A 25,669-nucleotide genomic window follows, 5' to 3' on the forward strand; every position below is an offset into this window, starting at 1 on the left:
CGTGTCCCACGGCCGACGCGCATGTCTTTCATACGTCCTGGGCGTTCGGCCTTACGTCGCGGCGCCCGCCGGGAGGGGTTTCGTTCCATGGCACATCACGTCACGTCGCCGGGCACGGCACAGAAAGCGCGCAAGGGGGGCGGTGCCACGGGCGCCGGCTGGAGGAGCTCCGCCCGCGTTCGCCTGGCCGGGACCGACGGCGGCGACAAGGGGCACGTCGTCTACAAGCCGTCGCTCACCGACCGCCTGGGCGGCAAGAAGCGCCTTCGCGACATCGCGATCGCCGCGTTCGCCGTCATCATCGGCGTGTCCATGATGCTGCCGTCGCTCTCGCTCATCTTTGCCAGCCCGGGCCCCAAGACGCCCGCGAGCTCCTCGACGCCCACGTCCGACCCCTCTGACGCGTCGGGCGCCAGCTCGGCGCCCGCGAGCATGTCTGACGTGGACGCCACCTACGGCGCGACCACCGACTCCCTCAAGTCCAAGCTCGAGGCAGCCACCAGCGATTCTGACAAGCTGGCGTGCCACCTGGGCCTGGGCGACGACTACGCCGCATGGGCCGCCGCCGCCCGAGGCTTCGCCAAGGACGACGCCGGCAAGGCGCACGTGGCGGACCTCTACGGCCAGGCCATCGACCACTACCGGCAGTACCTCTCCCTCAACGACTCCGACGCCGTCAAGGTCAAGGTGGCGCAGTGCCAGCTGGGCAACAACGACGTCAACGCTGCCATCGACCTTCTCGAGCAGGTCGCCAAGGACGCTCCCGACTATGCGCCCGCCTGGGTGTACCTGGGCGTCTCCTACGCGGCCGGCGGCGATCTCACCAAGGCGACGAACTCGTTCAAGAAGGCGGAGGAGACTGACCCCAACGACGAGTACGGGGCCAAGACGCTCGCCCAGAAGTACGAGGCCTACCTCGCCTCCAAGTCCGGACCCTCCGGCAGCGCCGGCTCGGATGACGGAGCCGGGGGGTCGCCCTCGTCGCCCGCGCCGGGCGGCACGCTCTTGGACAAGCTGAACTCCAGCGCGGGCACGGCCGCACAGTAAGAGAAACGGAGCAATCATGAGCATTTCCATCACCCCGTCAGGGTCGTCGGACGCGCGTCTTCTGGGATGCGCCGGCGAGATTGACGTCTCCAACGCCGCCGTGCTCAGGGACGCCCTGAACCAGGCGCTTGACGAAGGGGTGACGTCCCTCGAGGCGGATCTCGCAGAGGTCTCCTACATTGACTCGACGGGCATCGGCGTGCTGGTGGGCGCCGCGCATCGCGCGAAGGAGTCAGGTGTGAGCTTCACGGTGTCCCATCCCCAGCGCAACGTCGAGCGAGTCCTCTCCCTGCTGGGCGTGGCAGGGGAGCTGGGCGTTGACGAGGCAAGATGACGAGGCCGCGAGCAGGTCGCGGCAAGAGGGCCGCTCGACGGCGGCAGGAGGTGTGACGCTTGTTTGGCATAGGTGGAACTGAGCTCGCCATCATCATCGTCTTTGTCTTCCTGCTCTTTGGCCCGGACAAGCTCCCGGGCATGGGCAGGACGATAGGCCGAGCGCTCAGGCAGTTCAAAAGTGCCCAGGAGGGCTTTACGGAGGTCGTTCAGACGCAGGTCATGGACCCTCTCAACGACGCCATGAACGGGACGGACGACGAGAGGAAGGCCAAGCGGGCGGCGGCCCTGGGCGACGACGCCGACCTGGAGAACGAGAGCGTCCCCAAGAAGCGCGCCAACGAGACGTTTGCCGAGCGCAAGGCGCGGCTCAAGGCGGAGCGCGCGGCGAAGGAGGCCGCCCAGGCGCGCGAGGGCGCCCAGGCAGCCGAGAAGGACGGCGATGCGCAGGGTCCCGTCGTCGACGCGTCCGATGACGTCTCACCCACCGCGGCCGTGGCCCACCACGAGGCTGACGACGCGGCCGCGTCGCGACCTGACACGAGCGCGGCGGCCCTGTGGTCCATGAGCCCCAAGAAGGCGGTCGTGCCGGCATCGGAGGAAGACGGCGTCGAGCCCGTGCCTGCGGGCGACGCTACAGACGCCGACGCCGACCTTGACGCCGACCGCGTCGACCCCGCCGACGCCGACATCTCGGCGGCGGGCGTCACGGACGAGAGGGGGGCGTGACCATGCCCATCGGACCAGCGCGCATGCCGCTCATTGACCACCTGGGCGAGCTCAGACGGCGCATGACCATCATCATCGTCTCGCTTCTCGCCACGGCCATCGTGGTCTACATGGCGACGCCGACCCTGATCGACTTCATGATGGATCCCATCCGCAGCTCCCTGCAGGGCAGCGACCTTGCCATCTTCAGCGTCCTGGGCGGCTTCACCATCAGGTTCAAGGTCGCCCTCTTCTTTGGCATGATCATCTGCTCGCCGATCATCATCTGGGAGGTCATGGGGTTCTTCCTGCCCGCGCTCACCGAGCGCGAGCGCAAGTGGGTGGTGCCCACCGTGGGCGCCATGGTGGGCCTCTTCTTTCTGGGCATGGTCTTCTGCTACCTGGTGATCCAGAAGGCCGCCATCGGCTGGATGATCAGCCAGAGCGCCGACGTCGCCGCGATCATCCCTGACGCCGTGGACTACCTCAACATCATGATGCTGCTGGAGATCGGCTTTGGCGTCGCCTTCCAGATACCCATCGTGATCTTCTATCTCTCGGTGCTGCACCTCGTCCCCTACAGCACCCTCAGGAGCCAGTGGCGCTACATCTACGTGGGCCTGCTGGTGTTTGCCAGCGTCGTCACGCCTGACGCCTCGCCCGTCACGATGATCCTCATGTTCGCGGCGCTGATCCTGCTCTACGAGGCCGCGCTCGTCGTGGCGCGCTACGTCCTGGTGGCCATGGACGGCAAGGAGTCGCTCAAGTGGACGCGCGAGCAGTACCGGGAGCACAAGCTCGAGAAGGAGGCGTAGCGCGTCCGCTGTGAGCCGCGCCCGTCATGCGCCTTTGAGGGATGTTGCGCAAGGCGCGCGGCAGGCTTGCCGATGCGGGGCAATGGCCTGTGACGTCGCGCCTCGTCTGCTATAGTGTGCAGCCCAAGGGACGGTGCGACGCGCCGTCGTCTGAGCGTCCGGGCCCGAAGGGAGTCGAGCGTCTTGAAGCTCGTAGTCACAGAGAAGAACGATGCCGCCCAGCAGATAGCGCGCCTGCTCGCCAGCGTGGGCAAGCCCAAGGCCGAAAAGGTCTATGACACCCCGGTCTATCGCTTTGCGCATGACGGCGAGGAGTGGGTCACCATCGGCCTGCGCGGGCACATCATGGCGCCCGACTTTCCCCATGAGCTGCGCTATGACGACGCCGAGGGCTGGCATGTCATCAGCGAGGAGGGCGAGGTGATTCCCGCCGCCGTTCCCGACGCCCTGGCCAAGCCTCCCTACGACAGCAGGCGCAAGCCCTTCCTCAAGGACGGCATCGACATCAAGGGCTGGAAGGTGGCGAGCCTTCCCTACCTCGTGTGGGCCCCCGTCGAGAAGCTTCCCGCCGAGAAGGGCATCATTCGCGCCCTCAAGAACCTGGCCAAGAAGGCGGACTCCATCGTCATCGGCACCGACTTCGACCGCGAGGGCGAGCTCATCGGGTCGGACGCCCTGCGTCAGATGCGAGAGGTGGCGCCTACCACGCCCGTCTCGCGCGCCCGCTACTCGGCCTTCACGAAGGCCGAGATCGACCACGCCTTCGCCCATCTCGTCGAGCTCGACCAGGACCTCGCGGACGCCGGCGAGAGCCGTCAGTACATAGACCTCATCTGGGGCGCCGTGCTCACGCGCTACCTCACGATGGCGCGCTTCGGCGGCTTTGGCAACGTGCGCTCCGCCGGTCGCGTCCAGACGCCCACGCTGGCCCTCGTCGTCGAGAAGGAGCGCGAGCGCGAGGCCTTCGTCCCCGAGGACTACTGGGTGCTCTCGGGCACGCTCGCGCCCGCCGGCCAGCGCGGCGACGACGCCACGTTCCGCGCGACCCATCGGACGGCGCGCTTCAAGGACGAGGCCGCGGCACAGGCGGCCGCAACACGGGTCAAGGACGCCCGGAGCGCCCGCGTCACGGGCGTCGAGACAAAGAGCCGCACCACCCGTCCCCCCGCGCCGTTCAACACCACCTCGCTGCAGGCGGCCGCGGCGTCGATCGGCCTCTCGCCCTCGCGCACGATGCGCGTGGCCGAGTCGCTCTACATGGACGGCCTCATCTCGTACCCGCGCGTGGACAACACGGTCTATCCCCGTTCGCTCGACCTGCGCGACTGCGTGAGGACGCTCTCGGCGGTGCCGCAGTACCGGCCCTGCTGCAAGGAGCTCCTCGCCAAGGACAGGCTCACGGCCACGCGCGGCAAGCAGGAGACGACCGACCACCCGCCCATCTATCCCACGGCGGCGGCCGACCCCGACAAGCTGGACGGCGCCTCGTGGAAGCTCTACAACCTCATAGCCCGCCGCTTCCTGGCGACGCTCTCGGAGGCGTCGGTGAGCGAGTCGACCAAGCTTGCGCTCGACGTTGGCGGCGAGCCCTTCGTGGCCTCGGGCACCGTCGTCGTCAAGCCGGGGTTCAGGGCCATCTACGGCTTCGGCCAGAAGAAGGACGAGCTGCTGCCCGCCCTCGCCGTGGGCGACGCCTGCGACGTGCTCTCCATGACGCTCGACGCCAAGCAGACCGAGCCCCCGGCCCGCTACAGCCAGGGACGCCTCATCCAGGAGATGGAGAAGCGCAACCTGGGCACCAAGTCCACGCGGGCGAGCATCATCCAGCGCCTGCTGGACGTCAAGTACATCAAGAACGACCCCGTCGAGCCCAGCCGCCTGGGCATGGCCGTCATCGAGGCGCTGACGACCTACGCGCCGCACGTCACGAGCCCCGACATGACGGCCGAGCTCGAGGCGGACATGACGAAGGTCGCGGAGGGCGCCGACACCCAGGACCAGGTGGTCACGCACTCGAGGGCGCTCCTCGCGGGCATGGTCGACGCCCTCATCGAGCACAAGGAAGACCTCGGGAACGCCATCGCCGACGCGGTGACGGCCGACGCCAAGGTGGGCGTATGCCCCAGCTGCGGCAAGGACCTGGTCATGAAGAGCTCGGCCAAGACGCGCGGCCGCTTCATCGGCTGCATGGGCTGGCCCGACTGTGACGTCACCTATCCCGTCCCCTCCAACGTCAAGGTGGAGCCCCTGGAGGGCGATGCCGGCGTATGCCCCAGCTGCGGCGCTCCGCGCATCAAGTGTCGGCCCTTCCGCTCCAAGGCCTACGAGCTCTGCGTCAACCCCGCCTGTCCCACCAACGTCGAGCCCGACGTCATCGTGGGAGAGTGCGCCGCGTGCAAGACGGCGGGTCGTCACGGGGACCTCGTGGCCCACAAGAGCGAGAAGACGGGCAAGCGCTTCATCCGCTGCACCAACTACGACGAGTGCCAGACGAGCTACCCGCTGCCCCAGCGCGGCGAGCTGCATGCCACGGGCGAGACCTGCCCCAGACAGCACCTCCCCCACCACGGCGGCGAGCCCCGAGGACTTCTTGCGTCCGTCAAAGCCCACGTAGATGGGGCCGACAGCGCCCTGCTCGACCCACCGGCGCGCGAGGGCGGCCGCGACGGAGCTCACGCCCTCCTCGTCGAAGGCGCGATCAAAGCGGTCAAACCACCCGTTGACGCCAAACTTGATGGCGCGCATCTACGGGCCCTACTCGCTCAGCAGCCCTGCGGCCTTGGGACCGAGCGCCTCGACGAAGGCCTCCCTGACAGACTCGTCCGTCAGGGCCATGCGGGCGTTTGTCGCCGCCCAGGCGGCCGGGGTGCCGGTGTCACAACCCTCCTCGGGATCAACGACCAGGGCGTACATGTCCTCCTCGGCCAGCAGCCGCTGCATGGCGTCCGTAAGCTGAATCTCGCCGCCGGCGCCGGCCCCTTGCGTGGCGAGCAGGTCCATGATGTGCGCGGAGAGCAGGTAGCGCCCCACGATGAACAGGTGGCTCGGGGCGTCCTGCACGGCCGGCTTTTCGACGAGGCCGCTCACCTTCCACACGGCGCCGGCGGACTCCTCGTCCGCGGGAACCTCGCCCGACAGCCCCTCGACGCAGCTCCCGGCGATGATGCCGTAGCGACTCACCTGGTCGGCCGGGACGGGAGCCACGGCGATGACGGAGGCGCCGCCATGCGCGTCCGAGACGCGCTTCATGTTGACGCACATCTGCCGGTCGGGAACGAAATAGTCGCCTAGGAGCACGAAGAAGGGCTCGTCGCGCGTGACGTCGGCGGCGCAGAGGACGGCGTGGCCCAGCCCGCGCGGCTCGTCCTGGTAGACGAAACTGACGGGAAGCGAGCCTGCGGCATGAACCGCGTCCGCCTCGGCCTGCTTGCCACGGTCGCGAAGCTGGTCCTCGAGACCGCCGTCCACCTTGAAGTACGATTCGATCTGCGGCTTCTCGCGCGAGTTCACGATGACGACGCCGTCAACCCCGGCGGGCTCGAGCGCCTCCTCGACGACATACTGGATGACCGGCTTGGTGAGCACCGGCAAGAGCTCCTTGGGCGTCCCCTTGGTAGATGGGAGGAAGCGGGTCCCCAGACCAGCCGCTGGAATGACTGCCTTCACGAATCGTCTCCTTTCGGTCCATGTCACAACGACCGCCCCCACGTCAGGCGGGACGGGCGGCACTCGTTCATTGCGTAAGGATACCCCGCGACGACGAGGCGGCCAAAGGCTGGCTCGCAGATGGCGTGCCGTGCCGCCTTATCGCGCGTGTGCGCGCGGCGGCCCACAACTTGGACACAAACGTTGACGTGGGCAAAAACGAGGGCGGCGCTCAGCCCTCTACCGTGATGCCCTGATCCTCCAGGTAGGCAAGCCACTTGGACTGCGTCTCGAGGGAGAGCGCGTGCTCCATGCGACAGGCCTCGACGTCTGCGGTCTCGTGGTCGACGCCGAGGTCGTTTTCGAGGAAGGAGCGCAGCATCCTGTGGCAGCGCCACACGTGGGCCGCGTAGGCCCTGCCCTGATCGGTGAGCTGGACGCGGCCGTAGTGGCTCTGCGTCACGTAGCCGGCTTCCTTGAGGGTGCTCACGGCCTTGTTGACGCTCGCCTTGGAGACGTCCAGCTGCTCGGCGACGTCCACGGAGCGCACGCCGTCAAAGCTCCCTTGCGCCTCCATGATGCGGTAGATGGCCTCAAGATAGTCCTCGTTGGCCATGGTAAGGGGCTGCTCCTCACCTGACTCCCGATCACGCGCGCCGGCGCTGAGCGAGTCCCGTCTCACCACATGCCTGACGCCTGGCACCTCATCCATGCTCCGCCCCCCGTCAAAACATCCTCGACCCCTGAGGTCCCCTGAGGTGGTAGCCCCCGCCTGCCCTGCCCGCTCGCAGGGCGTCGCAGGGGTCCCTTTGCCTCTCATGCTACCTCATGTGGCGGCGGACGGCGTGACGTCAGTCGTCGTCGGTCTCAGGATCCGGGACTTCCTCGCGCGTCACCCAGGCGCCCAGAGCCTGAAGCTTCTCGACGAATCGCTCGTAGCCGCGGTCGATGTGGTGGATGTCCGAGACGGTCGTCACCCCGTCGGCGACGAGGCCCGCCATGACCAGCGCCGCGCCGCCGCGCAGGTCGGGAGACTTGACCTTTGCCCCCGAGAATGCCTTCACGCCGTGCACGATGGCATGATGCCCCTCGATTCTGATGTCCGCCCCCATGCGCTGCAGCTCGCTGGCGAACATGAAACGATTCTCAAAGACGTTCTCGGTGACGACCGAGGAGTTTGAGGCGCGGGCGAGCAGACACATGGTCTGTGCCTGCATGTCGGTGGGAAAGCCCGGGAAGGGAAGCGTCTGGATGTCCACGGACGCGAGAGGGGCATCCCGGCTGATGGTGACCTGATGCTGACCGCGTTCGACGCGAATGCCCATGAGCTCGTACTTCTTGAGCACGAGCCCCAGATGGACCGGCTCGAAGCCGCGCACGGTGACGGGCCTTCCGCAGAGGCCCGCCATGGCGACGAAGGTGCCCGCCTCGATGCGGTCCCCCACGACGCGATGGGTGACGGGACGCAGCTCGCCGACGCCCTCGATCTCGATGACGGGCGACCCGGCGCCGCGCACCTTGGCCCCCATCTCGTTGAGGAGGTTGGCGAGGTCCACGATCTCGGGCTCGCGGGCGGCGTTGTCGATGACCGTCGTCCCCTTGGCGTGCACGGAGGCCATCATGAGGTTCTCGGTGGCCCCGACGCTCGCGAAGTCGAGGGTGACGAGCGCGCCGCGCATGCCGCCGGGGGTCGTCGCGTGGATGTCGCCATGATCGATGTCAAAGTGGACGCCCAGGGCCTCAAGACCCAGGATGTGCATGTCTATCTTGCGCGCCCCGATGTTGCAGCCGCCCGGCATGGCGACGACCGCCTTGCCGAAGCGGGCGAGCAACGGCCCCAGCACGGCCGTCGAGGCGCGCATCTGCGCCACGAGATGGTAGGGGGCCTCCCACTTGTCGATGGTGGTGGTGTCAATCCTGAGCTCATGCTCGCCCAAGACGTCGATCTTGGCACCCAGGTACTTGAGCACCTTGCCCATGACGTGGACGTCCGCGATGTTGGGGACGTTGGTGAGGGTGTTCACCCCGGGGGCCATGAGGGTCGCCGCCATGAGCTTGAGGGCGGAGTTCTTGGCGCCCTCCACCGTGACCGCCCCCTCGACGGGCGCGCCGCCCTCGACCCTGATTACTTCCACCTTGCCTCCTGAAACGTAGGCCACACCGTCATCAGGCGTGTGCTTCGCCGGCCTCCTGCGCCTCCTTGAGCAGCAGGTTGCACCACTGTATCTTATTGCTCCAATAGGCGCGGCGGTGATCGTCCTCGGGGAGGGCGTCGCGGGCGTCAAAGGCCGCCTCGCGCGTGTCGCGCACGACGTCGGGCTCGATGTCGTCGACGCGGCGGGCGTGATCGGCAAGAATGATGACGCCCTTGTCGTCGATCTCTGCATAGCCGCCCGAGACGACCACCTTGACGGTGCCGCCCCCATCCTGCTTACGCAGGTGGAGGCGGACGACGCCGTCGCCCAGGGCGCAGATCTCGGGGGCATGGCCCGGCCAGACGCCCAGCTCGCCGGACGTGGTCACCAGGATGAGGCTGGCTACCGACCCCTCGAAGAGAAGCCGGTCCGGCCGCACGAACTGACAGGTAAGCTCAGCCATGGCTTTTCCCTACTTTGCGGGAGCGTCGGTCGCGCATAGCTTGGCACGCACGTCGTCGATCGTCCCCGCATAGCGAAACGCCTGCTCGGGGATGTCGTCGCACTGGCCGTCGACGATGGCGGCAAACGAGCGGACCGTGTCCTTGACGGTGCAGTACACGCCGGGGTTGCCCGTGAACTTCTCGGCGACGTGGAAGCTCTGCGAGAGGAACTGCTGGATCTTGCGGGCGCGCGAGACCACCAGCTGCTGCTCCTCGGAGAGCTCGTCCATGCCCAGGATGGAGATGATGTCCTGGAGGTCGGAATACTCCTGGAGCGTCTCCTGGACGGCCATGGCGACCCGGTAGTGCTCCTCGCCCACGATGGAGGGGTCGAGCGCCGAGCTGGAGCTGGCAAGGGGGTCAACCGCGGGGTAGATTCCAAGCTCCGTGATGGAGCGCGACAGGACCGTCTGGGCGTCGAGGTGCGTGAAGGTGGTGGCCGGCGCCGGGTCGGTCAGGTCGTCGGCGGGGACGTAGACGGCCTGGACGGAGGTGATGGACCCCTCCTTGGTGGAGGCGATGCGCTCCTGCAGGTCGCCCATCTCGGTGGCAAGCGTGGGCTGATAGCCAACGGCGGAGGGCATGCGCCCCAACAGGGCGGAGACCTCAGAGCCGGCCTGCGAGAAACGGAAGATGTTGTCGATGAAGAGCAGGACGTCCTGGCCCTGGTCGCGGAAGAACTCAGCCGTGGTGAGGCCGGCCAGGCCGACGCGCAGACGGGCTCCAGGCGGCTCGTTCATCTGGCCGTAGACCAGGCAGGTCTTGTTGATGACGCCGGATTCGGTCATCTCCAGGTAGAGGTCGGTGCCTTCGCGGGTGCGCTCGCCGACGCCCGTGAAGACGGACGTGCCGCCGTGCTCCTGGGCGAGGTTGTTGATGAGCTCCTGGATGAGCACGGTCTTGCCCACGCCCGCGCCGCCGAAGAGACCGGTCTTGCCGCCGCGGACGTACGGCTCGAGGAGGTCGATGGCCTTGATGCCCGTCTCGAAGACCTCCGTCGTGGTGGTGAGGTCCTCGAAGGCGGGGGCGGGGTGATGGATGGGATAGTACTGCACGTCGTCCGGGACGGGCTTGCCGTCGACGGGCTGGCCCATGACGTTCCAGACGCGACCCAGGGTGGAGGGCCCGACGGGCATCATCATGGGATGTCCGGTGTCCTTGACCTTGAGCCCCCTCTGAAGGCCGTCGGTCGACGACATGGCCACCGTGCGGACGACGCCGCCCGCGAGCTGCGAGGCAACCTCAAGCACCGTGGAGACCCTGCCCACCGGCGTGTGGTCGTCGACGGTGAGGGCCGTGTAGATCGAGGGGACGTTGCCGTCAAACTGGACGTCGACGACGGGGCCGACGATGCGGACGATCTTGCCCGTGCCCACGCTCCTGTTCATCTGGTTGTAGGCGGCCTCCTCGAGGAGGGTCCGTTCCTGACCTGTGGTTTCTGCCATTACTTGTCCTCCAATGCGGAAGCGCCGCCGATGATCTCGTTGAGCTCGGTGGTGATGGCGCCCTGGCGCTCGCGATTGTAGGTGCGGCCCAAGGTGGACAGCACCTCCTTCGCGTTGTCAGTCGCCGATTGCATGGCCCTGCGGCGCGCACCGTGCTCCGCCGCGGCCGAGTCGAGAAGCGCGTGATAGATGACCGTCCTGAAGTAAGCCGGCATCAGGTAGCCCAGGACCTCGGTGGCCGAAGGCTCGAAGGAGTAGTTGGGAAAGAGCTCGTGCTTGACCTCCGACATCGCCTCGGACGTGCGAGGTTGGTTGGGCATCATGAGCTTCTCCTTGCGGATGGGAAGGAGCTGCTCGCTCACCTGCACCTGATCGACACGATTTTTCGCGTGCCAGTACATCAGCACGACGCGATCGATCTTTCCCGCGACATAGCCGTCCATCACGTACGACGCGATGCGGTCCGCCTGGTCGATGGTGGGCTCGGACGAGCTGCCGACGAACGAGAGCGCCGGCTTTATCTTGCGATAGGTGAAGTACTCGGTTGGCTTGCGACCGCAGGTGATGATGGAGGTGCGTATCCCCCGCGCATTGAGGGCGTGCATCTCGCTCTCTGCCGCACGCTGCTGCAGGATGTTGAAGCCTCCGGCCAGCCCCCTGTCAGACGCCACGACGATGAGGAGGACGTGCCTCTCGGTGGCATGGGGCATGAGCAGGGGGTGGGCGCCGTCGCTTCCCGCGCCGGCGACGTTTGCGAGCATGTTGGTGATGGCGTCCTTGTAGGGACCGGCCTCCTCCGCACGTCCCAGGGCCTTCTGAATGCGTGCGGTGGAGATCATCTCCATCGTGCGCGTGATCTGCATGGTGCTCCTGACGGAGCTCATGCGTCTTGATATCTCGCGAAGGTTCGCCATCGTTCGCTACTCCTGTGCCAGGTGCGAATCCTGGGCTTCGACCAGGCTGGGCGCGTCCTCTGCCTCAACGGAGACGTCCTGGGCCTTTGCCTTGTTGGGGAACTCCTCCAGGAACTGCTTCTTGAAGTTGCCGATGTGAGTCCTGAGCTCGTCGGCGGTGGCGTCGTCGATCTTGCCCGCGCGGAGACGGGCGCAAAGCTGAGGATGCCTCTCGTCCATGTACTTCGCAAGGCCGTCGCGGAACAGGGTCACGTGCTCGATGTCGATGTCGTCGAGGAAGTCCTCCTTGCCGGCAAAGATCGAGATGACCTGGCTTGACACGCTGAGCGCCTCGTAGCGTCCCTGCTTGAGCAGCTCCATCATATGGGCGCCATGGTTGAGCTGGTACTGCGTGGTGGCGTCAAGGTCGCTGCCGAACTGCGCGAAGGCCTGCTTCTCGCGATAGGAGGCGAGGTCGAGACGGAGCGTGCCCGCGACCTGCTTCATGCTCGCAAGCTGCGCGGCGCCACCGACGCGGGACACCGAGATGCCCACGTCGACCGCGGGGCGCTGGCCCTGGAAGAAGAGGTTGGACTGCAGGTAGATCTGGCCATCCGTGATCGAGATGACGTTGGTGGGGATGTACGCCGAGACGTCGCCCTCCTGGGTCTCGATGATGGGCAGCGCGGTGAGCGAGCCGCCGCCGTTTTCCTCGGACATCTTGCAGGCACGCTCGAGAAGGCGGGAATGCAGGTAGAAGATGTCGCCGGGGTAGGCCTCGCGCCCGGGCGGGCGATGCAGCGTGAGGGACATCTGGCGATAGGCGACGGCCTGCTTGGAGAGGTCGTCATACACGACGAGAACGTGCCCGCCGGGATGCTCGGCGTCGGCGGGATTGCCCTCGACGTCGTTGTACATGAAGAACTCGCCGATCGCGGCGCCCGCCATGGGGGCGATGTACTGGAGGGGCGCGGAGTCGGCGGCCGTGGCGGCGACGATGATGGTCTTGTCGAGCACGCCCTGACGCGACAGGGTCTCCCTGATCGCGGCGACCGTGGAGGCCTTCTGGCCGATGGCCACATAGATGCAGATCATGTCCTCGTCGCGCTGGTTGACGATGGCGTCGATCGCGATGGCCGTCTTGCCAGTCTTGCGGTCTCCGATGATGAGCTCACGCTGGCCGCGCCCGATGGGGACCATGGCGTCGACGGCAAGCAGGCCGGTCTGCACGGGCTCGCAGACGGGCTGGCGCTCCATGATGCCAGGTGCCTTGAACTCGATGGGGCGGTGATGCGAGGTGTCGATGGGGCCCAGGCCGTCGATGGGATGGCCCAGGGGGCTCACCACGCGGCCGAGCATCGCGCGACCGACGGGGATGTCCATGACGCGTCCCGTCGTGCGGCACTCGTCACCCTCGCGAATGGAATCGACGTCGCCGAAGAGGACGGCGCCGACCTCGTCCGTGTCGAGGTTCTGAGCAAGGCCGAAGACGCTGTGGCCCGTGCGGGCGCTCGTGAACTCCAGAAGCTCGCCGGCCATGGCCGACTTGAGCCCCGAGACGTGGGCGATGCCGTCTCCCACCTCGGAGACGACGGACGCCTCCTGGTTGTCGACCGTCGCATTAATCTGGGCGAGCTGCTTGCGCAGCGTGTCCATGATTTCCGCGGAGCTGATCATGTCTGTCATTACTTACCACTTCCGACGTAGGCCGAAGAGAGGGTCTTGCGAATGTTGGAAAGCTGGGCGCGAACCGAGGCATCATAGCGCTTTCCACGAACCTCCATCACGATGCCGCCCAAAATGGAGGGATCGACACGCTCGACAAGGTATACGGGGGCCTTGAGGTCTGCCTCCGCCTTGGCGCAGATCTTCGCGCGAAGCGCGTCGTCCATGGGGACCGCCGTGGTGACGGTGACCGAGACGGTCTCGTCCTCCGAGTCGAGGATCTCCTTGTACCTCTTGGAGAACTCCTTGACGAGGGCAAGGTCGTGCTCGCGACCCATGGTGCTCAGCGTCTCGAGGACCTCGGGGGAGAACTTGCAGGCGTGCAGCCACTGGACGAGGTCGGCATTAGCCCTGCCCTCGCTGCGGCCCGCCTCGATGAGCGCGCGGACGTACGCCTCGACCTTGGCCTCGTCACTCAGCTTAGTTGCCATGGGGGGCGCTCACTTCCATGAGGTACTTCTCCGCAAGTCTGCGCTGCTGGTCCTCGCTCAAGTTGTCGCCGATCACCTTGCTGGCGATCTCGACCGAAAGGTCGACGACCTGGCCGGAGAGCTCGATCATCGCCTTCTTGCGCTCGGACTCGACGGCGTTGTGAGACTTGGAGACGATCTCGGTGGCCTCGCGGTGGGCCTCGGCGAGAACGCGAGAACGCTCCTCCTCGACCTCCTTCTTTGCCTGGGAGACGATCCTCTCGGCCTCGCGGCGGGCCTTGGCGATCTGAGCCTCGTAGCTCTTGGCCGCCTCGGTCGCCTGGACCTTGGCCTTCTCGGCGGCGTCGAGGTCGCCGGCGATCTTTGCCTGACGCTTCTCCATCATGTCGAGAATCGACGGCCAGGCGAGCTTGGCAAGGACGAACCAGATGACGATGAACGCGATAAGCGCGGGGACGAACTCCGCTGCCTTCGGAAGCAGGATGTCGGCACCGCTGATCTCAGCAAGGGCGATGCTGGGCGTCGCCGATGCCACGACGGCCGCGGCAACGGCGACGCCGACCCTCGCGCCGGACTCCTTCATGTTTCCGTTCATTACATTCCTCCAACTGTGGCGCTTGCCGTACGCGACGCCTCTACTTGGCGATCAGCGTGACGACGAAGCCGATGAGCGCCAGGGCCTCAACGAAGGCCGAGGCGAGGATGAAGGTCGTAAACAGGCGACCCTGGACCTCGGGCTGGCGTGCCATAGACGTGGTGGCACCGAATGCCGCCATGCCGATACCGACGCTGGCACCAATAACACCAAGACCATAACCGATAACTCCCACGGTTCCTCCTCTGTCATTCGTCCCGGAATGGGGCGAGTTCCATGACTTGCTATGCAAACGGCGGGCGTGGCCCCGCGGTTGGCTAAGATGTGGCCGACAAATACTACTCGTTTTCGACGATTTGTATATAGACGGCGGAGAGCAATGTGAAGACATATGCCTGAATGACGCCGACAAGAATTTCCACCAGGTAGATGATGATGAGCAGCACGACCCAGAACGCCGAGGCCCCGACATAGCCAAGCGCGACCAGCGAGAACTCCTGAAGGAGGGGCTCGACGAAGAGGGTGGCCAGGATGGCGAAGGTTCCCATGACGACATGGCCGGCGAACATGTTGCAGAAGAGTCGCACGGCCAGGGTGACGAGGCGCAAGAAGGTGGAGACGAGCTCGATCACCCACACCAGCAGGTTCATGGGAAAGGCGACGCCCTTGGGCGCGAGGCTCTTGATGTAGCCTGCGACCCCCATGCGCCTGCATCCCAGGACGACGAAGTAGGCGAAGGAGCAGAGCGCGAGCGCCGCGGTCACGCCGATGGTGCCCGTGCCAGGATGGCAGCCGGGAATGACGCCCACGATGCTGTTGCTGACAATGAAGAAGAAGAGCGCCGCCAGAAAGGGAAAGTGCTTCTTCCACGTCTCTCCCAGGATGGACTCGCACAAATCATCACGAACGAACTCGACGACAAGCTCCATGCCGTTCACGAAGATTCCCTGTGGGACGAGGCTCTTTGCCTGCATCTTCTTGAACAGGAACACGGTGATGACAAGCAGCGCCAGCGCGACGCACATCCAAAAGATGTAGTTGGTCAGGCCGACGGTGGTGTCTCCGACGACCGTCTGAGTCATGAAGCCGTCGAGCAGCTCTTCCATTTCGCCTGAGAGCTTGTCAAGCGGGTTCACTAGAAATCATCTCCCTCTAACGCCGTCAGTAGCTCATGCGTACCGGCGGGCGCAGTCCACTGTTGCCCTTAGCATCATACGGCTGCCACCCCCGCGGGCGCACACGAATCCCCTATGCGTCTTCATCGCAAATGGTAGCGCTTACAAAAAGAAAAGCTAGCAAATTCGAGACGGCCGTCGCGACGCCAAAAGGGACAACCCCTGCCCTCTGCCAGAGAAACACCAGGTACACACCTGTTTGCATCAGGAGGAACAAGGCGAGGGTCATGGCGAGAAGAACACCGATCCCGCCCGCGCGCCTCGCCAGAATCACTCGTCTAAGTACGAAAATCACAGGTAGGGCACACAAAACGCCAAACAGGGCACCACCTGCGACAAAACACAAAGACAACACGCACCCCCCATGAACTCGTCTCCCGAAGCGCACGCATTATTCATGTTAGCCAAGTTTGGCGGCTTGTGCCCTTCCGCGGAACGCATGGCTCCCTGCTGAAGGGAGTCAGGAGCATCGATCCTGCTGGGCGGGGCGCAACGTCAGGGCCTCGTCCCGGCGACCTGGAAGGGCGTGCGCCCGTGGCGGTCAGACGCGGGTCCTTTAGGAATTCGGGGGGCGCGGGCCCCGCCAGACGGCGGGGCCCGCAGGGGGGATGGGGGTCTGCTTACTCGGCCAGCGGGGAGTAGATGTCGTACCCGTCGACCTTCTGGCGGGCGATGTCGCCCTCCTTCATGATGAGCTCCATGTTGTCCACGGTGAGATCATGGATGTTGCTCGCGACGTCGCCGTTGACGACGATGAGGTCTGCGAGCTTGCCCTCCTCGAGCGAGCCGAACTCCTGCTCCTTGTGGACCATCTTCGCGCCGTTGATGGTGGCAGCCTTGATGGTGTCCATGATGGAGATGCCCGCCTTGTCAACGAAGTCGTACATCTCGTCGATGGTGACGTAGCCGTAGGGGGTGGCGTTGGCGAAGCAGTCGGAGCCGGTGGTGATGGTGACGCCCATCTCGTTTGCCTTGCGCAGGTTTGCGTAGGTGCGCTGGAGCTCCTTCTCGGTGACCGTGTCGCCCTCGAACTGGTCGAGGACGGGCGAGTACTCGGGCGGATACGTGGCGTACCAGATGGGCAGGAAGCCGATCGTGGGCGTGAAGAAGGTCCCCTGCTCGGCCATGAGGTCCATGGTCTTCTCGTCAAGCTCGAAGCCGTGAATCATCTGCTCGCAGCCGAAGCGCACGGAGTCGTAGGCGGCGGACACCGAGTTGTAGGAGTGGGACCACAGAGGGATGCCCGTCTCCTTGCACTCGTCGGCGACGGCCTTGATCTCCTCGGTGCTCATGAGCTGCTTGCGACCGGAGTCCCAGCGCCAGATACCGCCGCCGGTAGCCCAGATCTTGATGGCGTCGGGGTTCTCGCGCAGGCGAAGGCGGACGGCGTGACGCAGCGCCCAGGGACCATCCACCTGGTCGCCCCAGGGGTGGCTGTTCTTGGAGATCTCGGGCGGAAGCTTGTGGGAGTCGCCATGGCCCGCCGTGCGGCAGAAGCCCAGGCCCGTCGCAAAGATGCGAGGCCCGCGGAACTCGCCCATGTTAATCAGGTCGCGGATGGCGATGCCGTTACGACCGATCTCGCACACGGTCGTGAGACCGTGCATGAGGCACTGGTATGACTGCTTGACGGCCTCGGCCTGCTTCTGGGCCACGCTCTCGATGACCCAGTCGTTGTCGTCGTCGGTCAGGTTGCCGGAGAAGTGCAGGTGCGTGTCGATCAGGCCCGGCATGATGGTCTTGCCGGAGATGTCGCGAACCTCGTAGCCCTCGGGAAGCTCCGTGCGGGGGCCGGCGTAGGTGATCTTCGTGTCATCGACCAGGACGAGGGAGTCGTTGACCGGGGCGGCACCGGTGCCGTCCACGAGCTTTCCACCTACAAATGCGTACTTGCCCATTTCTTCCTCCAATTCGTGCGTTCTAGACGTGCGTGCTGACAGTGTCTGGTGCTTACGCCCCCAAGGGGACGGTGGTGCCCATGCGTGCCCTCGACGGTCCTAGTCCTCCGCCTCGGCCAGCTCCTGGTCCTGTGCCTGAACCAGCGCCCTTGCTCCGCCAAAGGCGAAGAAGATGAGGAAGCCCACGGCGACCCACGCGACGGTGATCGTCCACTCGATGCTGTTGAGGGCGGCGGGGCTGAAGGGCAGAACCATCAGGCCGATGATGATGAGGCCTGCGAGGATCGCGGCGCAGATGCCGGCGATGCCGCCGTTGACCTTGTAGGGCCTGGGGAGCTCGGGCTCGGTCTTGCGCAGCCTGAGGCAGGCGAAGGCGGCCATCGTGCAGGCGAAGATGAAGCCGAGCGAGGCGACGTTGGTCAGGGGGACCAGCATGTTGCGCCCGAGGAAGGGGCCGACGAGCGTGAGGCCCGCAAGAACGATGTTGGCGGTCTTGGGCGCGCCCGTGGCGGAGTCGATCTCGGCGAAGGCCTCAGGCAGCATCCTCTTGCGCCCCAGGGCGAGCATGAGGCGGCTCGACGCCCCAAAGAAGGCGTTCATGGGTCCCAGGGGTCCGAGCGTGGCGATGATGAGCATCGCGACGTAGAAGAACACGTTTATGCGCTCGAGCACCGCGAGGGCGGGGACGGCGGGAACGACGAACTCGTGCCAGTCGATGATGGAGCCGAAGGCGTAGATGCAGATGACGTAGAAGCCGCCGGCGGCAAGCAGGGCGAGCGCGGGAATGATGCCGAACTTCTTCCAGTCGAGCCCCTCGGAGGCCTCCTCGGCCTGCTGGGGGATGGTGTCGAAGCCCGCATAGAAGAACGGCGTCATGACCAGGACGGCGAGGATGCCGCCCAGGAGGCTGGTGGCCTCGGTGTCGCCCCCGGCGGTGTTGGAGACCTGCGAGAACACGGGCATGGCGTTGTCCGGGGAGCCCGTCATGAACGAGATGATCATGGCAAGGATCATGCCCGCGAGCAGGGCCTTGGTCAGGAAGCCTGACAGCTTGGCGGCCGCTCCGGCGCCCTTGAAGTTAAGGAAGATCACCAGCACCGCAAAGCCCAGGGCGATGACCGTCGGCCAGAGGTAGACGTCGGCTCCCAGGATCGTGTAGAGCTTGACCGACGTGAGCCAGTTAAGGGCGGGGAACTTGGCAAAGCGGTCCGTGAGCAGGGTTGATATCGCGATGGCCTCCCAGGGGCACAGGGGCGCGTTGCCGAGCAGGAGCATCCAACCCGTCAGGAAGCCGAGCTTGCGCCCATACGTGCGGTCGACATACTCGATGATGCCGCCCGAGATGGGTATCGCGGCCGTGAGCTCGCCAAAGACGCAACCGATGGGAACCAGGAAGATGGCGCCGAGCACGAAGGCGATTATCGCCGGAAACGGACCTCCTCCCATCACCATCCAGTTGCCCACGAGAAGAACCCAGCCGGTTCCGATGATGGCCCCGAACCCGATGGTAAAGAAGTTGAAGAGCGTCAGCTCCTTCTTCATACCACCGGCACCGGCGGGTGTTATCTCCTTTTCTGACATACATCCCTCCCTATCCGTAAGTGAGCCGACGTTGCGCAGGCCCCTTGTGCGGCGTGCGCACGTAGGAGAGAGTAAGAAGTTTTTTTCCGGGCGCGCGTCGCAGGCCCACAGGCGCCGTGTCTCGCAAGACCATCGGGCACAAAGTCCCGAGCAACGGACGGTGAGTGACAGAAAACCTTAAGTTATATTTAACTAACTTTTCCCTGCGTCCCGCATCATTCGCGTCTGAGATACCCTATGCGAGGGCCGCCTCATGTTCGCAGTGGCGGGTGACGCGCCAAGGGGAGGCGGCATGGATGACGACAGGCGGGACGGGGCGATGGGGCAGGGCATGCGCAAGAGCCTCTCGCTCTGGAACTTCTTTACCATGGGCTTCGGGGCCATCATCGGAACCGGCTGGGTTCTTCTCGTAGGCAACTGGATGGTGGTGGGCGGCGGCCCCATGCCGGCCATCATCGCCTTTCTGATTGCCATGGTGCTGCTCGTCCCCGTAGGGGCGGTGTTTGGCGAGCTCACGGCCGCGATACCCATCTCGGGCGGCATTGTGGAGTACGTGGACAGGAGCTTTGGCCCAACCCTGTCGTTTTTTACGGGATGGATGCTGACCCTGAGCAACTGCATCATCTGTCCTTGGGAGGCCATCGCGATATCGACCCTGCTGACGGAGCACTTCTCGCACATGCCCAACCTGGCATGGCTCACGTCCGTCAGGCTCTACACGATCCTGGGCGCCGACGTCTACCTCTGGCCGACGGTCATCGCGGTGGGTCTGTCGCTTTTGGTCGTGCGGCTCAACTTTCTGGGGTCTGGCAGCTCCGCGCGATTGTCCGTCTCGCTTGCCAAGGTCCTGCTCGCGGGCATGGCACTGACCATGGTCGTGGCGCTCGCCACCGGGTCATCCAGCAACGCCATGCCCGTGTTCTCGCAGGTCTCCAACACCGCCGGGGGCGACACCGAGGCCACCAGCCTCCTGGGCGGCATCCTCGCCGTCCTGGTCATGACGCCGTTCTTCTTCGCGGGCTTCGACACCATCCCCCAGCAGGCCGAGGAGGCCTCCGAGGGGCTTAACTGGAGCACGTTCGGCAAGATCATTCCGCTTACGCTCATCGCGTCGGGAGGATTCTACGTCGTCTGCATCTACTCCTTTGGGACCATCCTGCCATGGGTCGACTTCGTGAAGTCTCCCACCCCCGCCCTGGCCGCCCTGGAGAGCATCGACGTTCTGCTGTATGCCGTCATCCTGGTGATAGCAACCCTGGGAACCCTGGGGCCCATGAACGCCTTCTTTGGCGCCTCCACGCGCCTGATCCTTGCCATGGCACGCAAGGATCAGCTCCCGTCGTGCCTGGGAACCCTTGACGAGGAGCATGGGGTCCCGCGCATCGCCTGCATCGTCATGACGGTCCTGACCCTCGCGGGGCCCCTCCTTGGCCCCAACACGCTCGTGGCGATCACCAACGTGTCGGCACGGGCCATCGTGCTGGCATCGACGATACTGTCCCTCTCCTGCCTCCGGCTGCGCAGGACCGAGCCCGACCTTCCGCGCCCCTATCGCGTCCCCGGCGGACGTCCCGCCATCATCTGGGCCTGTCTCTCGGGCTGCGTGATCACGGCGTTCATGTTCCTGCCCATGAGCCCCCAGGGTCCCAGCGCCGGCGAGTGGCTCGTCATGGTTGCGTGGGTCATTCTGGGCCTGGCAATACGCGGGGCGCACCGGATGCTGACGCGCCCCGCGAATGCGGGCGGGAGGACGTCTCCCCCGCCGCCCCTTCGCCCAGGGGACGACAGGAAGAACCCCGGCTTCCAGGGACCTCGCTAGCCTATGCTCAGTGCCGCCTTTAGCTGGGAGGCCCGGCGGCGAGAGACTGGTATGACACGATCCTCGCCCGTCAACGTGAGCTCCATCAGCCCCTGGCCCAAGGCCCTCACGTCCTCGACGCGCGCCAGATTGACGACGAAGCTCTTGTGGACTCGCAAAAAACCTTCCTCGGCGAGGGATTCCTCGAGGGAGCTCAGCGAGGTCTTGGCCAGATAGAGCCTGCCGCGCGCATGGACGTCCGCATTGTCGCCGCACGCTTCGACGTAGGTGATCTCTCGCGCGAGCAAGAACATCCTGCTTCCGTCCCCCTCGACGGCGATGCGCAAGTCACGCCCCGACGACTCGCTGTCGCGCTGCCTGATGACGCTCTCAACCTTGGAGAGGGCCTGCTCAAGGCGGGACGCCTCGACAGGCTTGAGCACGTAATCGGCGGCGTTGAGGTCAAAGGCGTGGGCGGCGTGCTCGGCGTACGCGGTAACGAACACGACGACCGGCGGCGACTTGAAGTCACGCAGAAACTCCGCGAGCCTCACGCCGCTGGGTCCGGGCATCGATATGTCGAGGAACACCACGTCCACGCCGCCCGCCATGATCAGCTCGACGGCGCGAGTCACCCCTCCGGCCTCGTATATCTGATCCACCCGTCCGTCCTGGGAGAGCAGCCAGCGCAGCTCCTCCCGGATGGGGGGCTCGTCGTCCACGATGAGAATGTTCCAGCCTGCCATGCGTCACCTCTGATTGCAAAATCGGACCAGGGTCATGTGCGTCCAGCAGCCATCCTAGCGCAGCGCGCGCAGACGCACTCAGGAGGCCTGCCCAAGAGGGCGTGCCGTCCCCTCGGATGGGGTGGGGCTTCCGACAAGAAAAATGGTCACGCGCGTGCCCCGGCCCTCCTGCGACTCCACCTCTATGCCGGAATCCGCCCCGTAGGACAGCCTGACCCTGGCAAGGACGTTGCACAGGGCAAGTCCGCAGCCCTGATGGTGCTGCCCCACCTCACCGCCCTCCGGGCGGCGCTCCGGGTCAAAGAGCGAGGCGCGGACGTCCTCGGACATGCCGATGCCGTCGTCCTCCACGCAGATGGTCAGCCTGTCTTCCTGCACCTTGCTCGTCACGACGACGTGCAGGGGCTCCTCCTCGCGCATGCCGTGCTTGACGGAGTTTTCCAGGATGGGCTGAACGATGAAGGGGGGCACGAGCAGGTCGCGCGTCGCGTCGTCGATGTGCATGGAGACCTTCAGACGCTCGGCCCCATACCGTGCCTGCATGAGGTTTATGTAGCGTGCCCCCTGCTCCACCTCCTGGCTCACCTTCACCAGCTCGTCGGAGTCTCCCAGGGTCTGTCGATAGTAGTTGGAGAAGTCTATGAGCAGGGAGCGGGCGCGGTCGGGTGAAACGCGCACTATCGACACGATGGCGCTGATGGTGTTGAAGAGGAAGTGGGGATCGACTTGCGACTGCAGGGCGCTGAGCTCCATGCGCATCGAGCGCTTGGCCTGCTGCTCGAGCTCGAAGGAGACGAGCTGGGACGAGAGAAGCTCGCCAAAGCCCGTGCTGAGCGCAATCTGACGCTGGTCTATCTGGTTGACGCGCGTGTAGTACAGCTCGATGGTGCCCACCACGTGCGTGTGGACCGAGAGCGGCACGACGATGCCCGCCCTCAGCGGAAAGACGTCTGAGGGGGGCAGGTCGTCCCGCTGAAAGATGCTGGCGCTGCCGCTCTCGAGCGCCCTGGTGGTGGCCTCGCTCACCGGACTTCCCAGCGGATAGTGGTCAGCGTTCTTGCCGGCGCTCGCCAGCATCTGTCGGCCGTCCGTTATGCAGATGGCCGAGGCGAAGGTCTCCGGCAGGATCGTCTCGCAGATGCCTTGGGCCATCTCGGGGGTAAGGCCATGCTGCGCATAGGCCAAGAGGTGCGAGGCAATCTGAAGGGTGCGGTCCGTCGCCGTGAGCGTGAGGTCGTCCGGCATGACGAGAACGTATGCGTAGAAGAAGCAGAGCGGCACGATCGCGGAGACTATGATGACGGCGGGCGCGGGGTCGGGCTCTCCCACGAAGAACTCAATGAGCAGGATGAGCAGGACGACGGAGCAGAGCACCAGCGCCCCGCCGACCCAGCGGCGCATGACGTGCGCCCAGCGCGTCTGGTTCTTCTGTGCCGACCACCACCCAAAATCCACAAGGACTCCCCATCCGGCGCTTGCCACGCAAGCGCCTTGAGCCGCGATGCCCAAAGGCGCGCTTTTCCCGCCTAGAGCGTCCCGTAGATGCGGTCGCCCGCGTCGCCCAGACCAGGCAGGATGTAGGCGGACTCATTGAGCTCGCGGTCGAGGGCGCAGGTGTACAGACGCACGTCATGGTCAAAGTCGAGCACCGCCTTGACGCCCTCGGGGGCGCTCACCAGGGTGAGGGCGCGCACGTCCCTGACGCCCGCCTCACGTAGGAACTGGATCGCGGCCGTGAGCGAGCCGCCCGTGGCGAGCATCGGGTCGACGACGAGGCAGGTGCGACTCTCGATGTCGGGGGGAAACTTGCAGTAGTACTGATGGGGCTCGTGCGTGACGGGGTCACGATACATCCCCACATGCCCGACGCGCGCCGCCGGCACGAGGGAGAGCAGGCCGTCAACCATGCCAAGGCCGGCGCGCAGAATCGGGATGATGGCAACCTTCTTGCCCGCGATGCGCTTGCAGACCGTGGTCTCGAGGGGCGTCTGGACCTCGACGTCCTCGAGCGGGAAGTCACGCATGGCCTCGTAGCCCTCGAAGATGGCCAGCTCGCTCACCAGCTCGCGAAACTGCTTGGTGGACGTGCCCTTGTCCCTGAGGATGTGCAGCTTGTGCTGGACAAGGGGGTGGTCGATGATCGTCAGGCGACTCGTGTCAAAATCCATGCGCGAAGTCCTCTCTTCTCATGTGGGCGCCCGGACGCGCGTGACGTGCCGCAGAGCGCCGGGGCGTCAGGTGCGCCGAGGAGATTCTAGCCCAGCTCGGGATACAGGGGGTGCGGGGCGAGAAGCTCCTTGACCTCGGCCTCCGCGCGGTCGAGCACCCGCTCGTCATCGATGTGTGCGACGACGTCGCCGATGAGCTCGCCGATGCGCTCACAGTCCTGCTCGCCGAAGCCGCGGGTCGTGGCGGCCGCCGAGCCCACGCGGATGCCGCTCGTGACAAACGGCGAGCGGCGCTCGCCCGGGATGGTGTTCTTGTTGACGGTGATGCCCACGCGCTCGAGGGCCTGCTCGGCATCCTTGCCGCTGACCTGACCGTCCGCGACCTTCGTGAGGTCGGCGAGGACCAGGTGGTTGTCCGTGCCGCCCGTGACCAGACGAATGCCGCGAGACTCCATGCCGCGCCCCAGGGCCTTGGCGTTGATGAGCACCTGCCCTATGTAGGTCTTGAACTCAGGCCGGAGCGCCTCGGCAAAGGCGACGGCCTTGCCGGCGATGACGTGCTCGAGCGGGCCGCCCTGCGAGCCGGGGAAGACGGCGGAGTTGAGGCGTCGGGAGTATGCGGGGTCGTTCCACAGGATGATGCCCCCGCGGGTGCCGCGCAGGGTCTTGTGGGTCGTGGAGGTCACGACGTCGGCAAAGGGGATGGGGCTGGGGTGCAGGCCCACGGCGACGATGCCGGCTATGTGGGCCATGTCGACCATGAGGATCGCGCCGCTGTCATGGGCGATCTTGGCAAAGCGCTCAAAGTCGATCAGGCGCGGGTAGGCGGAGGCGCCAGCGATGATGACGGCGGGATGGCAGCGCTGCGCCCTCTCTGCCACCTCGTCGTAGTTGATGCGCTCGGTGTCGGGGTCGAGTCCATAGCTCTGGACGTCAAACAGCTTGCCCGAGAAGTTGGCCGGCGACCCGTGGGTCAGGTGACCGCCGTTCGAGAGGTCCATGCCCATGATGGCGTCGCCGGGCTTGGCAAAGGCGGACTCGGCCGCATAGTTGGCCTGGGCTCCCGAGTGAGGCTGGACGTTGGCAAAGTTGCAGCCAAAGAGCTGCTTGACGCGGTCGATGGCAAGGTTCTCGACCTTGTCCACCGCCCAGCAGCCGCCGTAGTAGCGCTTGCCGGGCAGCCCCTCGGCATACTTGTTGGTAAGAGGGGTCCCCACGGCCTGCATGACGGCCAGCGAGACGAAGTTCTCGGAAGCGATGAGCTCGATGGAGTCGCGCTGGCGAGCGAGCTCCTCGCCGACGAGCTCCGCGACCGCAGGGTCCTGGGCGCGAAGGCCCGCGAGATAGTCTGTCATCCATGTTCCTTTCCGACGGGGACACGCAGCACCACCTATGGTACGGGCGAGCCGGGCCCCTCAAGCATTAGTTCTCTGCCTGGAAATCCTCTCCCACGCCATGGAAGTCGGGGTCGTTCTCGCGCATGGCCTTCTCGACGCGGACGGCATGACGACCGCCCTCCCACTCCTGCGTCAGGAAGATGCGAACGATCTCCTTGTTGACGTCGAGCTCCGTGAAGCGCCCCGAGATGCAGAGCACGTTGCCGTCATTATGCTCGCGGAAGAGCTGGGCAAACTGAGGGGTCTGGATGACGGCGGCGCGGATGCCGGGCACCTTGTCGGCCGTGATGGCCATCCCGATGCCCGTCCCGCAGATGAGGATGCCGCGGTCGGCCTTGCCGGCAGCGACGTAGCGAGCGACCTTGTCGGCATAGTCGGGATAGTCGCAACGGCCCCCGGTCGCGGGGCCCATGTCAATGACCTCGTGGCCCAGCGAGCGCGCGTATGCGGCGAGAGGCTCCTTCTGGTCGAATCCACCGTGGTCAGACCCAATGGCTATTCTCATGACGTCTTCCTTCGCTACGACGGCGGGCACCCTGCCCAGATTGGGCATTCCTATGGGCAGTGTAGCGCATGGCACCTGCCCGCCAGGACGTCCGTCAGGGCATCGGTCAGGCGTGACGGATTCCGG

General features: G+C 65.6%; 23 protein-coding genes and 2 pseudogenes. 6 read left to right on the plus strand and 19 right to left on the minus strand.

The genetic code is table 11. The features are described from left to right. The first annotated feature begins 87 nt into the window (after positions 1 to 87). From BN3001_RS05075 to BN3001_RS05095, 5 genes and pseudogenes are all read left to right on the plus strand, one after another. Positions 88 to 1,047 (plus strand): tetratricopeptide repeat protein, encoded by a 960-nt coding sequence (locus tag BN3001_RS05075; RefSeq protein ID WP_058270727.1) that lies wholly within the window; start codon positions 88 to 90, stop codon positions 1,045 to 1,047. 16 nt (positions 1,048 to 1,063) lie between these two features. Next, a complete protein-coding gene (locus tag BN3001_RS05080; RefSeq protein WP_058270728.1) occupies positions 1,064 to 1,381 on the plus strand; it encodes an STAS domain-containing protein in 318 nt (105 codons plus the stop codon). A gap of 59 nt (positions 1,382 to 1,440) precedes the next feature. After that, the gene (locus tag BN3001_RS05085; RefSeq protein WP_058270729.1) at positions 1,441 to 2,109 is read left to right on the plus strand and encodes a twin-arginine translocase TatA/TatE family subunit; all 669 of its coding nucleotides are present in this window, start codon (positions 1,441 to 1,443) and stop codon (positions 2,107 to 2,109) included. A 2-nt stretch (positions 2,110 to 2,111) separates the two neighbouring features. After that, entirely contained in the window at positions 2,112 to 2,903 is a 792-nt protein-coding gene (gene tatC / locus BN3001_RS05090; RefSeq protein WP_058270730.1) for a twin-arginine translocase subunit TatC, read from the plus strand. A 183-nt stretch (positions 2,904 to 3,086) separates the two neighbouring features. Then, a pseudogene (locus BN3001_RS05095) lies at positions 3,087 to 5,447 on the plus strand (DNA topoisomerase I); the annotation flags it as partial. 51 nt (positions 5,448 to 5,498) lie between these two features. Here BN3001_RS05095 and BN3001_RS08725 read toward each other — a convergent pair. From BN3001_RS08725 to BN3001_RS05160, 14 genes and pseudogenes are all read right to left on the minus strand, one after another. Further along, positions 5,499 to 5,648 (minus strand): annotated as a pseudogene (locus BN3001_RS08725) (phosphoglucomutase); the annotation flags it as partial. A 9-nt stretch (positions 5,649 to 5,657) separates the two neighbouring features. Continuing rightward, complete coding sequence (locus tag BN3001_RS08180; RefSeq protein ID WP_082630005.1) at positions 5,658 to 6,569, minus strand: UTP--glucose-1-phosphate uridylyltransferase; 912 nt, start codon at positions 6,567 to 6,569, stop codon at positions 5,658 to 5,660. A gap of 211 nt (positions 6,570 to 6,780) precedes the next feature. Further along, the gene (locus tag BN3001_RS05105; RefSeq protein ID WP_058270732.1) at positions 6,781 to 7,164 is read right to left on the minus strand and encodes a metal-dependent transcriptional regulator; all 384 of its coding nucleotides are present in this window, start codon (positions 7,162 to 7,164) and stop codon (positions 6,781 to 6,783) included. A 235-nt stretch (positions 7,165 to 7,399) separates the two neighbouring features. Next, positions 7,400 to 8,683 carry a UDP-N-acetylglucosamine 1-carboxyvinyltransferase gene (gene murA / locus BN3001_RS05110; protein WP_058270733.1) on the minus strand — a complete coding sequence of 428 codons (1,284 nt, stop codon included), beginning with the start codon at positions 8,681 to 8,683 and terminating at the stop codon, positions 7,400 to 7,402. 31 nt (positions 8,684 to 8,714) lie between these two features. After that, positions 8,715 to 9,146, minus strand: a complete 432-nt coding sequence (gene atpC / locus BN3001_RS05115; RefSeq protein WP_058270734.1) for an ATP synthase F1 subunit epsilon — start codon at positions 9,144 to 9,146, stop codon at positions 8,715 to 8,717. A gap of 9 nt (positions 9,147 to 9,155) precedes the next feature. Then, on the minus strand, positions 9,156 to 10,631 hold the full coding sequence (gene atpD, locus BN3001_RS05120) for a F0F1 ATP synthase subunit beta (protein WP_058270735.1): 1,476 nt from the start codon (positions 10,629 to 10,631) through the stop codon (positions 9,156 to 9,158). Then, a complete protein-coding gene (gene atpG, locus BN3001_RS05125) occupies positions 10,631 to 11,545 on the minus strand; it encodes an ATP synthase F1 subunit gamma (RefSeq protein WP_058270736.1) in 915 nt (304 codons plus the stop codon). The genes atpD and atpG overlap by 1 nt, the downstream gene beginning before the upstream one ends. Positions 11,546 to 11,551: 6 nt before the next feature. Beyond that, a complete protein-coding gene (gene atpA / locus BN3001_RS05130) occupies positions 11,552 to 13,210 on the minus strand; it encodes a F0F1 ATP synthase subunit alpha (RefSeq protein ID WP_058270737.1) in 1,659 nt (552 codons plus the stop codon). Beyond that, the gene (locus tag BN3001_RS05135) at positions 13,210 to 13,680 is read right to left on the minus strand and encodes a F0F1 ATP synthase subunit delta (protein WP_058270738.1); all 471 of its coding nucleotides are present in this window, start codon (positions 13,678 to 13,680) and stop codon (positions 13,210 to 13,212) included. Before BN3001_RS05135 ends, atpA begins: the two co-directional genes overlap by 1 nt. Further along, a complete protein-coding gene (atpF, locus tag BN3001_RS05140) occupies positions 13,670 to 14,275 on the minus strand; it encodes a F0F1 ATP synthase subunit B (protein WP_058270739.1) in 606 nt (201 codons plus the stop codon). The genes BN3001_RS05135 and atpF overlap by 11 nt, the downstream gene beginning before the upstream one ends. A gap of 40 nt (positions 14,276 to 14,315) precedes the next feature. Next, complete coding sequence (atpE, locus tag BN3001_RS05145; protein ID WP_058270740.1) at positions 14,316 to 14,510, minus strand: ATP synthase F0 subunit C; 195 nt, start codon at positions 14,508 to 14,510, stop codon at positions 14,316 to 14,318. A 103-nt stretch (positions 14,511 to 14,613) separates the two neighbouring features. Further along, complete coding sequence (gene atpB / locus BN3001_RS05150) at positions 14,614 to 15,411, minus strand: F0F1 ATP synthase subunit A (RefSeq protein ID WP_058270741.1); 798 nt, start codon at positions 15,409 to 15,411, stop codon at positions 14,614 to 14,616. Positions 15,412 to 16,070: 659 nt separating this feature from the next. Continuing rightward, complete coding sequence (locus BN3001_RS05155) at positions 16,071 to 17,348, minus strand: metal-dependent hydrolase family protein (RefSeq protein ID WP_058270742.1); 1,278 nt, start codon at positions 17,346 to 17,348, stop codon at positions 16,071 to 16,073. A 99-nt stretch (positions 17,349 to 17,447) separates the two neighbouring features. Beyond that, positions 17,448 to 18,929 carry an APC family permease gene (locus BN3001_RS05160; protein WP_058270743.1) on the minus strand — a complete coding sequence of 494 codons (1,482 nt, stop codon included), beginning with the start codon at positions 18,927 to 18,929 and terminating at the stop codon, positions 17,448 to 17,450. Between the two features lie 292 nt (positions 18,930 to 19,221). Here BN3001_RS05160 and BN3001_RS05165 point away from each other — a divergent pair, with 292 nt between their 5' ends. Then, positions 19,222 to 20,748, plus strand: a complete 1,527-nt coding sequence (locus tag BN3001_RS05165) for an APC family permease (RefSeq protein WP_082630007.1) — start codon at positions 19,222 to 19,224, stop codon at positions 20,746 to 20,748. On the opposite strand, the gene BN3001_RS05170 is transcribed toward BN3001_RS05165, so the two are convergent. From BN3001_RS05170 to rpiB, 5 genes are all read right to left on the minus strand, one after another. Continuing rightward, complete coding sequence (locus tag BN3001_RS05170) at positions 20,745 to 21,473, minus strand: LytR/AlgR family response regulator transcription factor (RefSeq protein ID WP_058270744.1); 729 nt, start codon at positions 21,471 to 21,473, stop codon at positions 20,745 to 20,747. The two genes, BN3001_RS05165 and BN3001_RS05170, sit on opposite strands and share 4 nt — an antisense overlap. A gap of 78 nt (positions 21,474 to 21,551) precedes the next feature. Further along, complete coding sequence (locus BN3001_RS05175) at positions 21,552 to 22,955, minus strand: GAF domain-containing sensor histidine kinase (RefSeq protein ID WP_235815048.1); 1,404 nt, start codon at positions 22,953 to 22,955, stop codon at positions 21,552 to 21,554. Positions 22,956 to 22,999: 44 nt separating this feature from the next. Beyond that, a complete protein-coding gene (gene upp, locus BN3001_RS05180) occupies positions 23,000 to 23,641 on the minus strand; it encodes a uracil phosphoribosyltransferase (RefSeq protein WP_058270745.1) in 642 nt (213 codons plus the stop codon). Positions 23,642 to 23,727: 86 nt separating this feature from the next. After that, entirely contained in the window at positions 23,728 to 24,996 is a 1,269-nt protein-coding gene (locus BN3001_RS05185; protein WP_058270746.1) for a serine hydroxymethyltransferase, read from the minus strand. A 67-nt stretch (positions 24,997 to 25,063) separates the two neighbouring features. Beyond that, positions 25,064 to 25,543 carry a ribose 5-phosphate isomerase B gene (gene rpiB / locus BN3001_RS05190; RefSeq protein WP_058270747.1) on the minus strand — a complete coding sequence of 160 codons (480 nt, stop codon included), beginning with the start codon at positions 25,541 to 25,543 and terminating at the stop codon, positions 25,064 to 25,066. Positions 25,544 to 25,669: the final 126 nt, after the last annotated feature.

Source organism: Olsenella massiliensis (assembly GCF_001457795.1).
In the GTDB taxonomy this organism is placed as follows: domain Bacteria; phylum Actinomycetota; class Coriobacteriia; order Coriobacteriales; family Atopobiaceae; genus Olsenella_F; species Olsenella_F massiliensis.

Excerpts from the sequence above, each read along its gene's own strand:
- BN3001_RS05080 (WP_058270728.1), top strand. The coding sequence starts at position 1,064 with ATGAGCATTTCCATCACCCCGTCAGGGTCGTCGGACGCGCGTCTTCTG.
- BN3001_RS05155 (WP_058270742.1), bottom strand. The coding sequence starts at position 17,348 with ATGGGCAAGTACGCATTTGTAGGTGGAAAGCTCGTGGACGGCACCGGT.
- atpC (WP_058270734.1), bottom strand. The coding sequence starts at position 9,146 with ATGGCTGAGCTTACCTGTCAGTTCGTGCGGCCGGACCGGCTTCTCTTC.
- BN3001_RS05135 (WP_058270738.1), bottom strand. The coding sequence starts at position 13,680 with ATGGCAACTAAGCTGAGTGACGAGGCCAAGGTCGAGGCGTACGTCCGC.
- atpD (WP_058270735.1), bottom strand. The coding sequence starts at position 10,631 with ATGGCAGAAACCACAGGTCAGGAACGGACCCTCCTCGAGGAGGCCGCC.
- BN3001_RS05165 (WP_082630007.1), top strand. The coding sequence starts at position 19,222 with ATGGATGACGACAGGCGGGACGGGGCGATGGGGCAGGGCATGCGCAAG.
- BN3001_RS05170 (WP_058270744.1), bottom strand. The coding sequence starts at position 21,473 with ATGGCAGGCTGGAACATTCTCATCGTGGACGACGAGCCCCCCATCCGG.
- BN3001_RS05160 (WP_058270743.1), bottom strand. The coding sequence starts at position 18,929 with ATGTCAGAAAAGGAGATAACACCCGCCGGTGCCGGTGGTATGAAGAAG.
- atpA (WP_058270737.1), bottom strand. The coding sequence starts at position 13,210 with ATGACAGACATGATCAGCTCCGCGGAAATCATGGACACGCTGCGCAAG.
- atpG (WP_058270736.1), bottom strand. The coding sequence starts at position 11,545 with ATGGCGAACCTTCGCGAGATATCAAGACGCATGAGCTCCGTCAGGAGC.
- BN3001_RS05105 (WP_058270732.1), bottom strand. The coding sequence starts at position 7,164 with ATGGCCAACGAGGACTATCTTGAGGCCATCTACCGCATCATGGAGGCG.
- tatC (WP_058270730.1), top strand. The coding sequence starts at position 2,112 with ATGCCCATCGGACCAGCGCGCATGCCGCTCATTGACCACCTGGGCGAG.
- BN3001_RS05075 (WP_058270727.1), top strand. The coding sequence starts at position 88 with ATGGCACATCACGTCACGTCGCCGGGCACGGCACAGAAAGCGCGCAAG.
- atpF (WP_058270739.1), bottom strand. The coding sequence starts at position 14,275 with ATGAACGGAAACATGAAGGAGTCCGGCGCGAGGGTCGGCGTCGCCGTT.
- rpiB (WP_058270747.1), bottom strand. The coding sequence starts at position 25,543 with ATGAGAATAGCCATTGGGTCTGACCACGGTGGATTCGACCAGAAGGAG.
- upp (WP_058270745.1), bottom strand. The coding sequence starts at position 23,641 with ATGGATTTTGACACGAGTCGCCTGACGATCATCGACCACCCCCTTGTC.
- BN3001_RS05185 (WP_058270746.1), bottom strand. The coding sequence starts at position 24,996 with ATGACAGACTATCTCGCGGGCCTTCGCGCCCAGGACCCTGCGGTCGCG.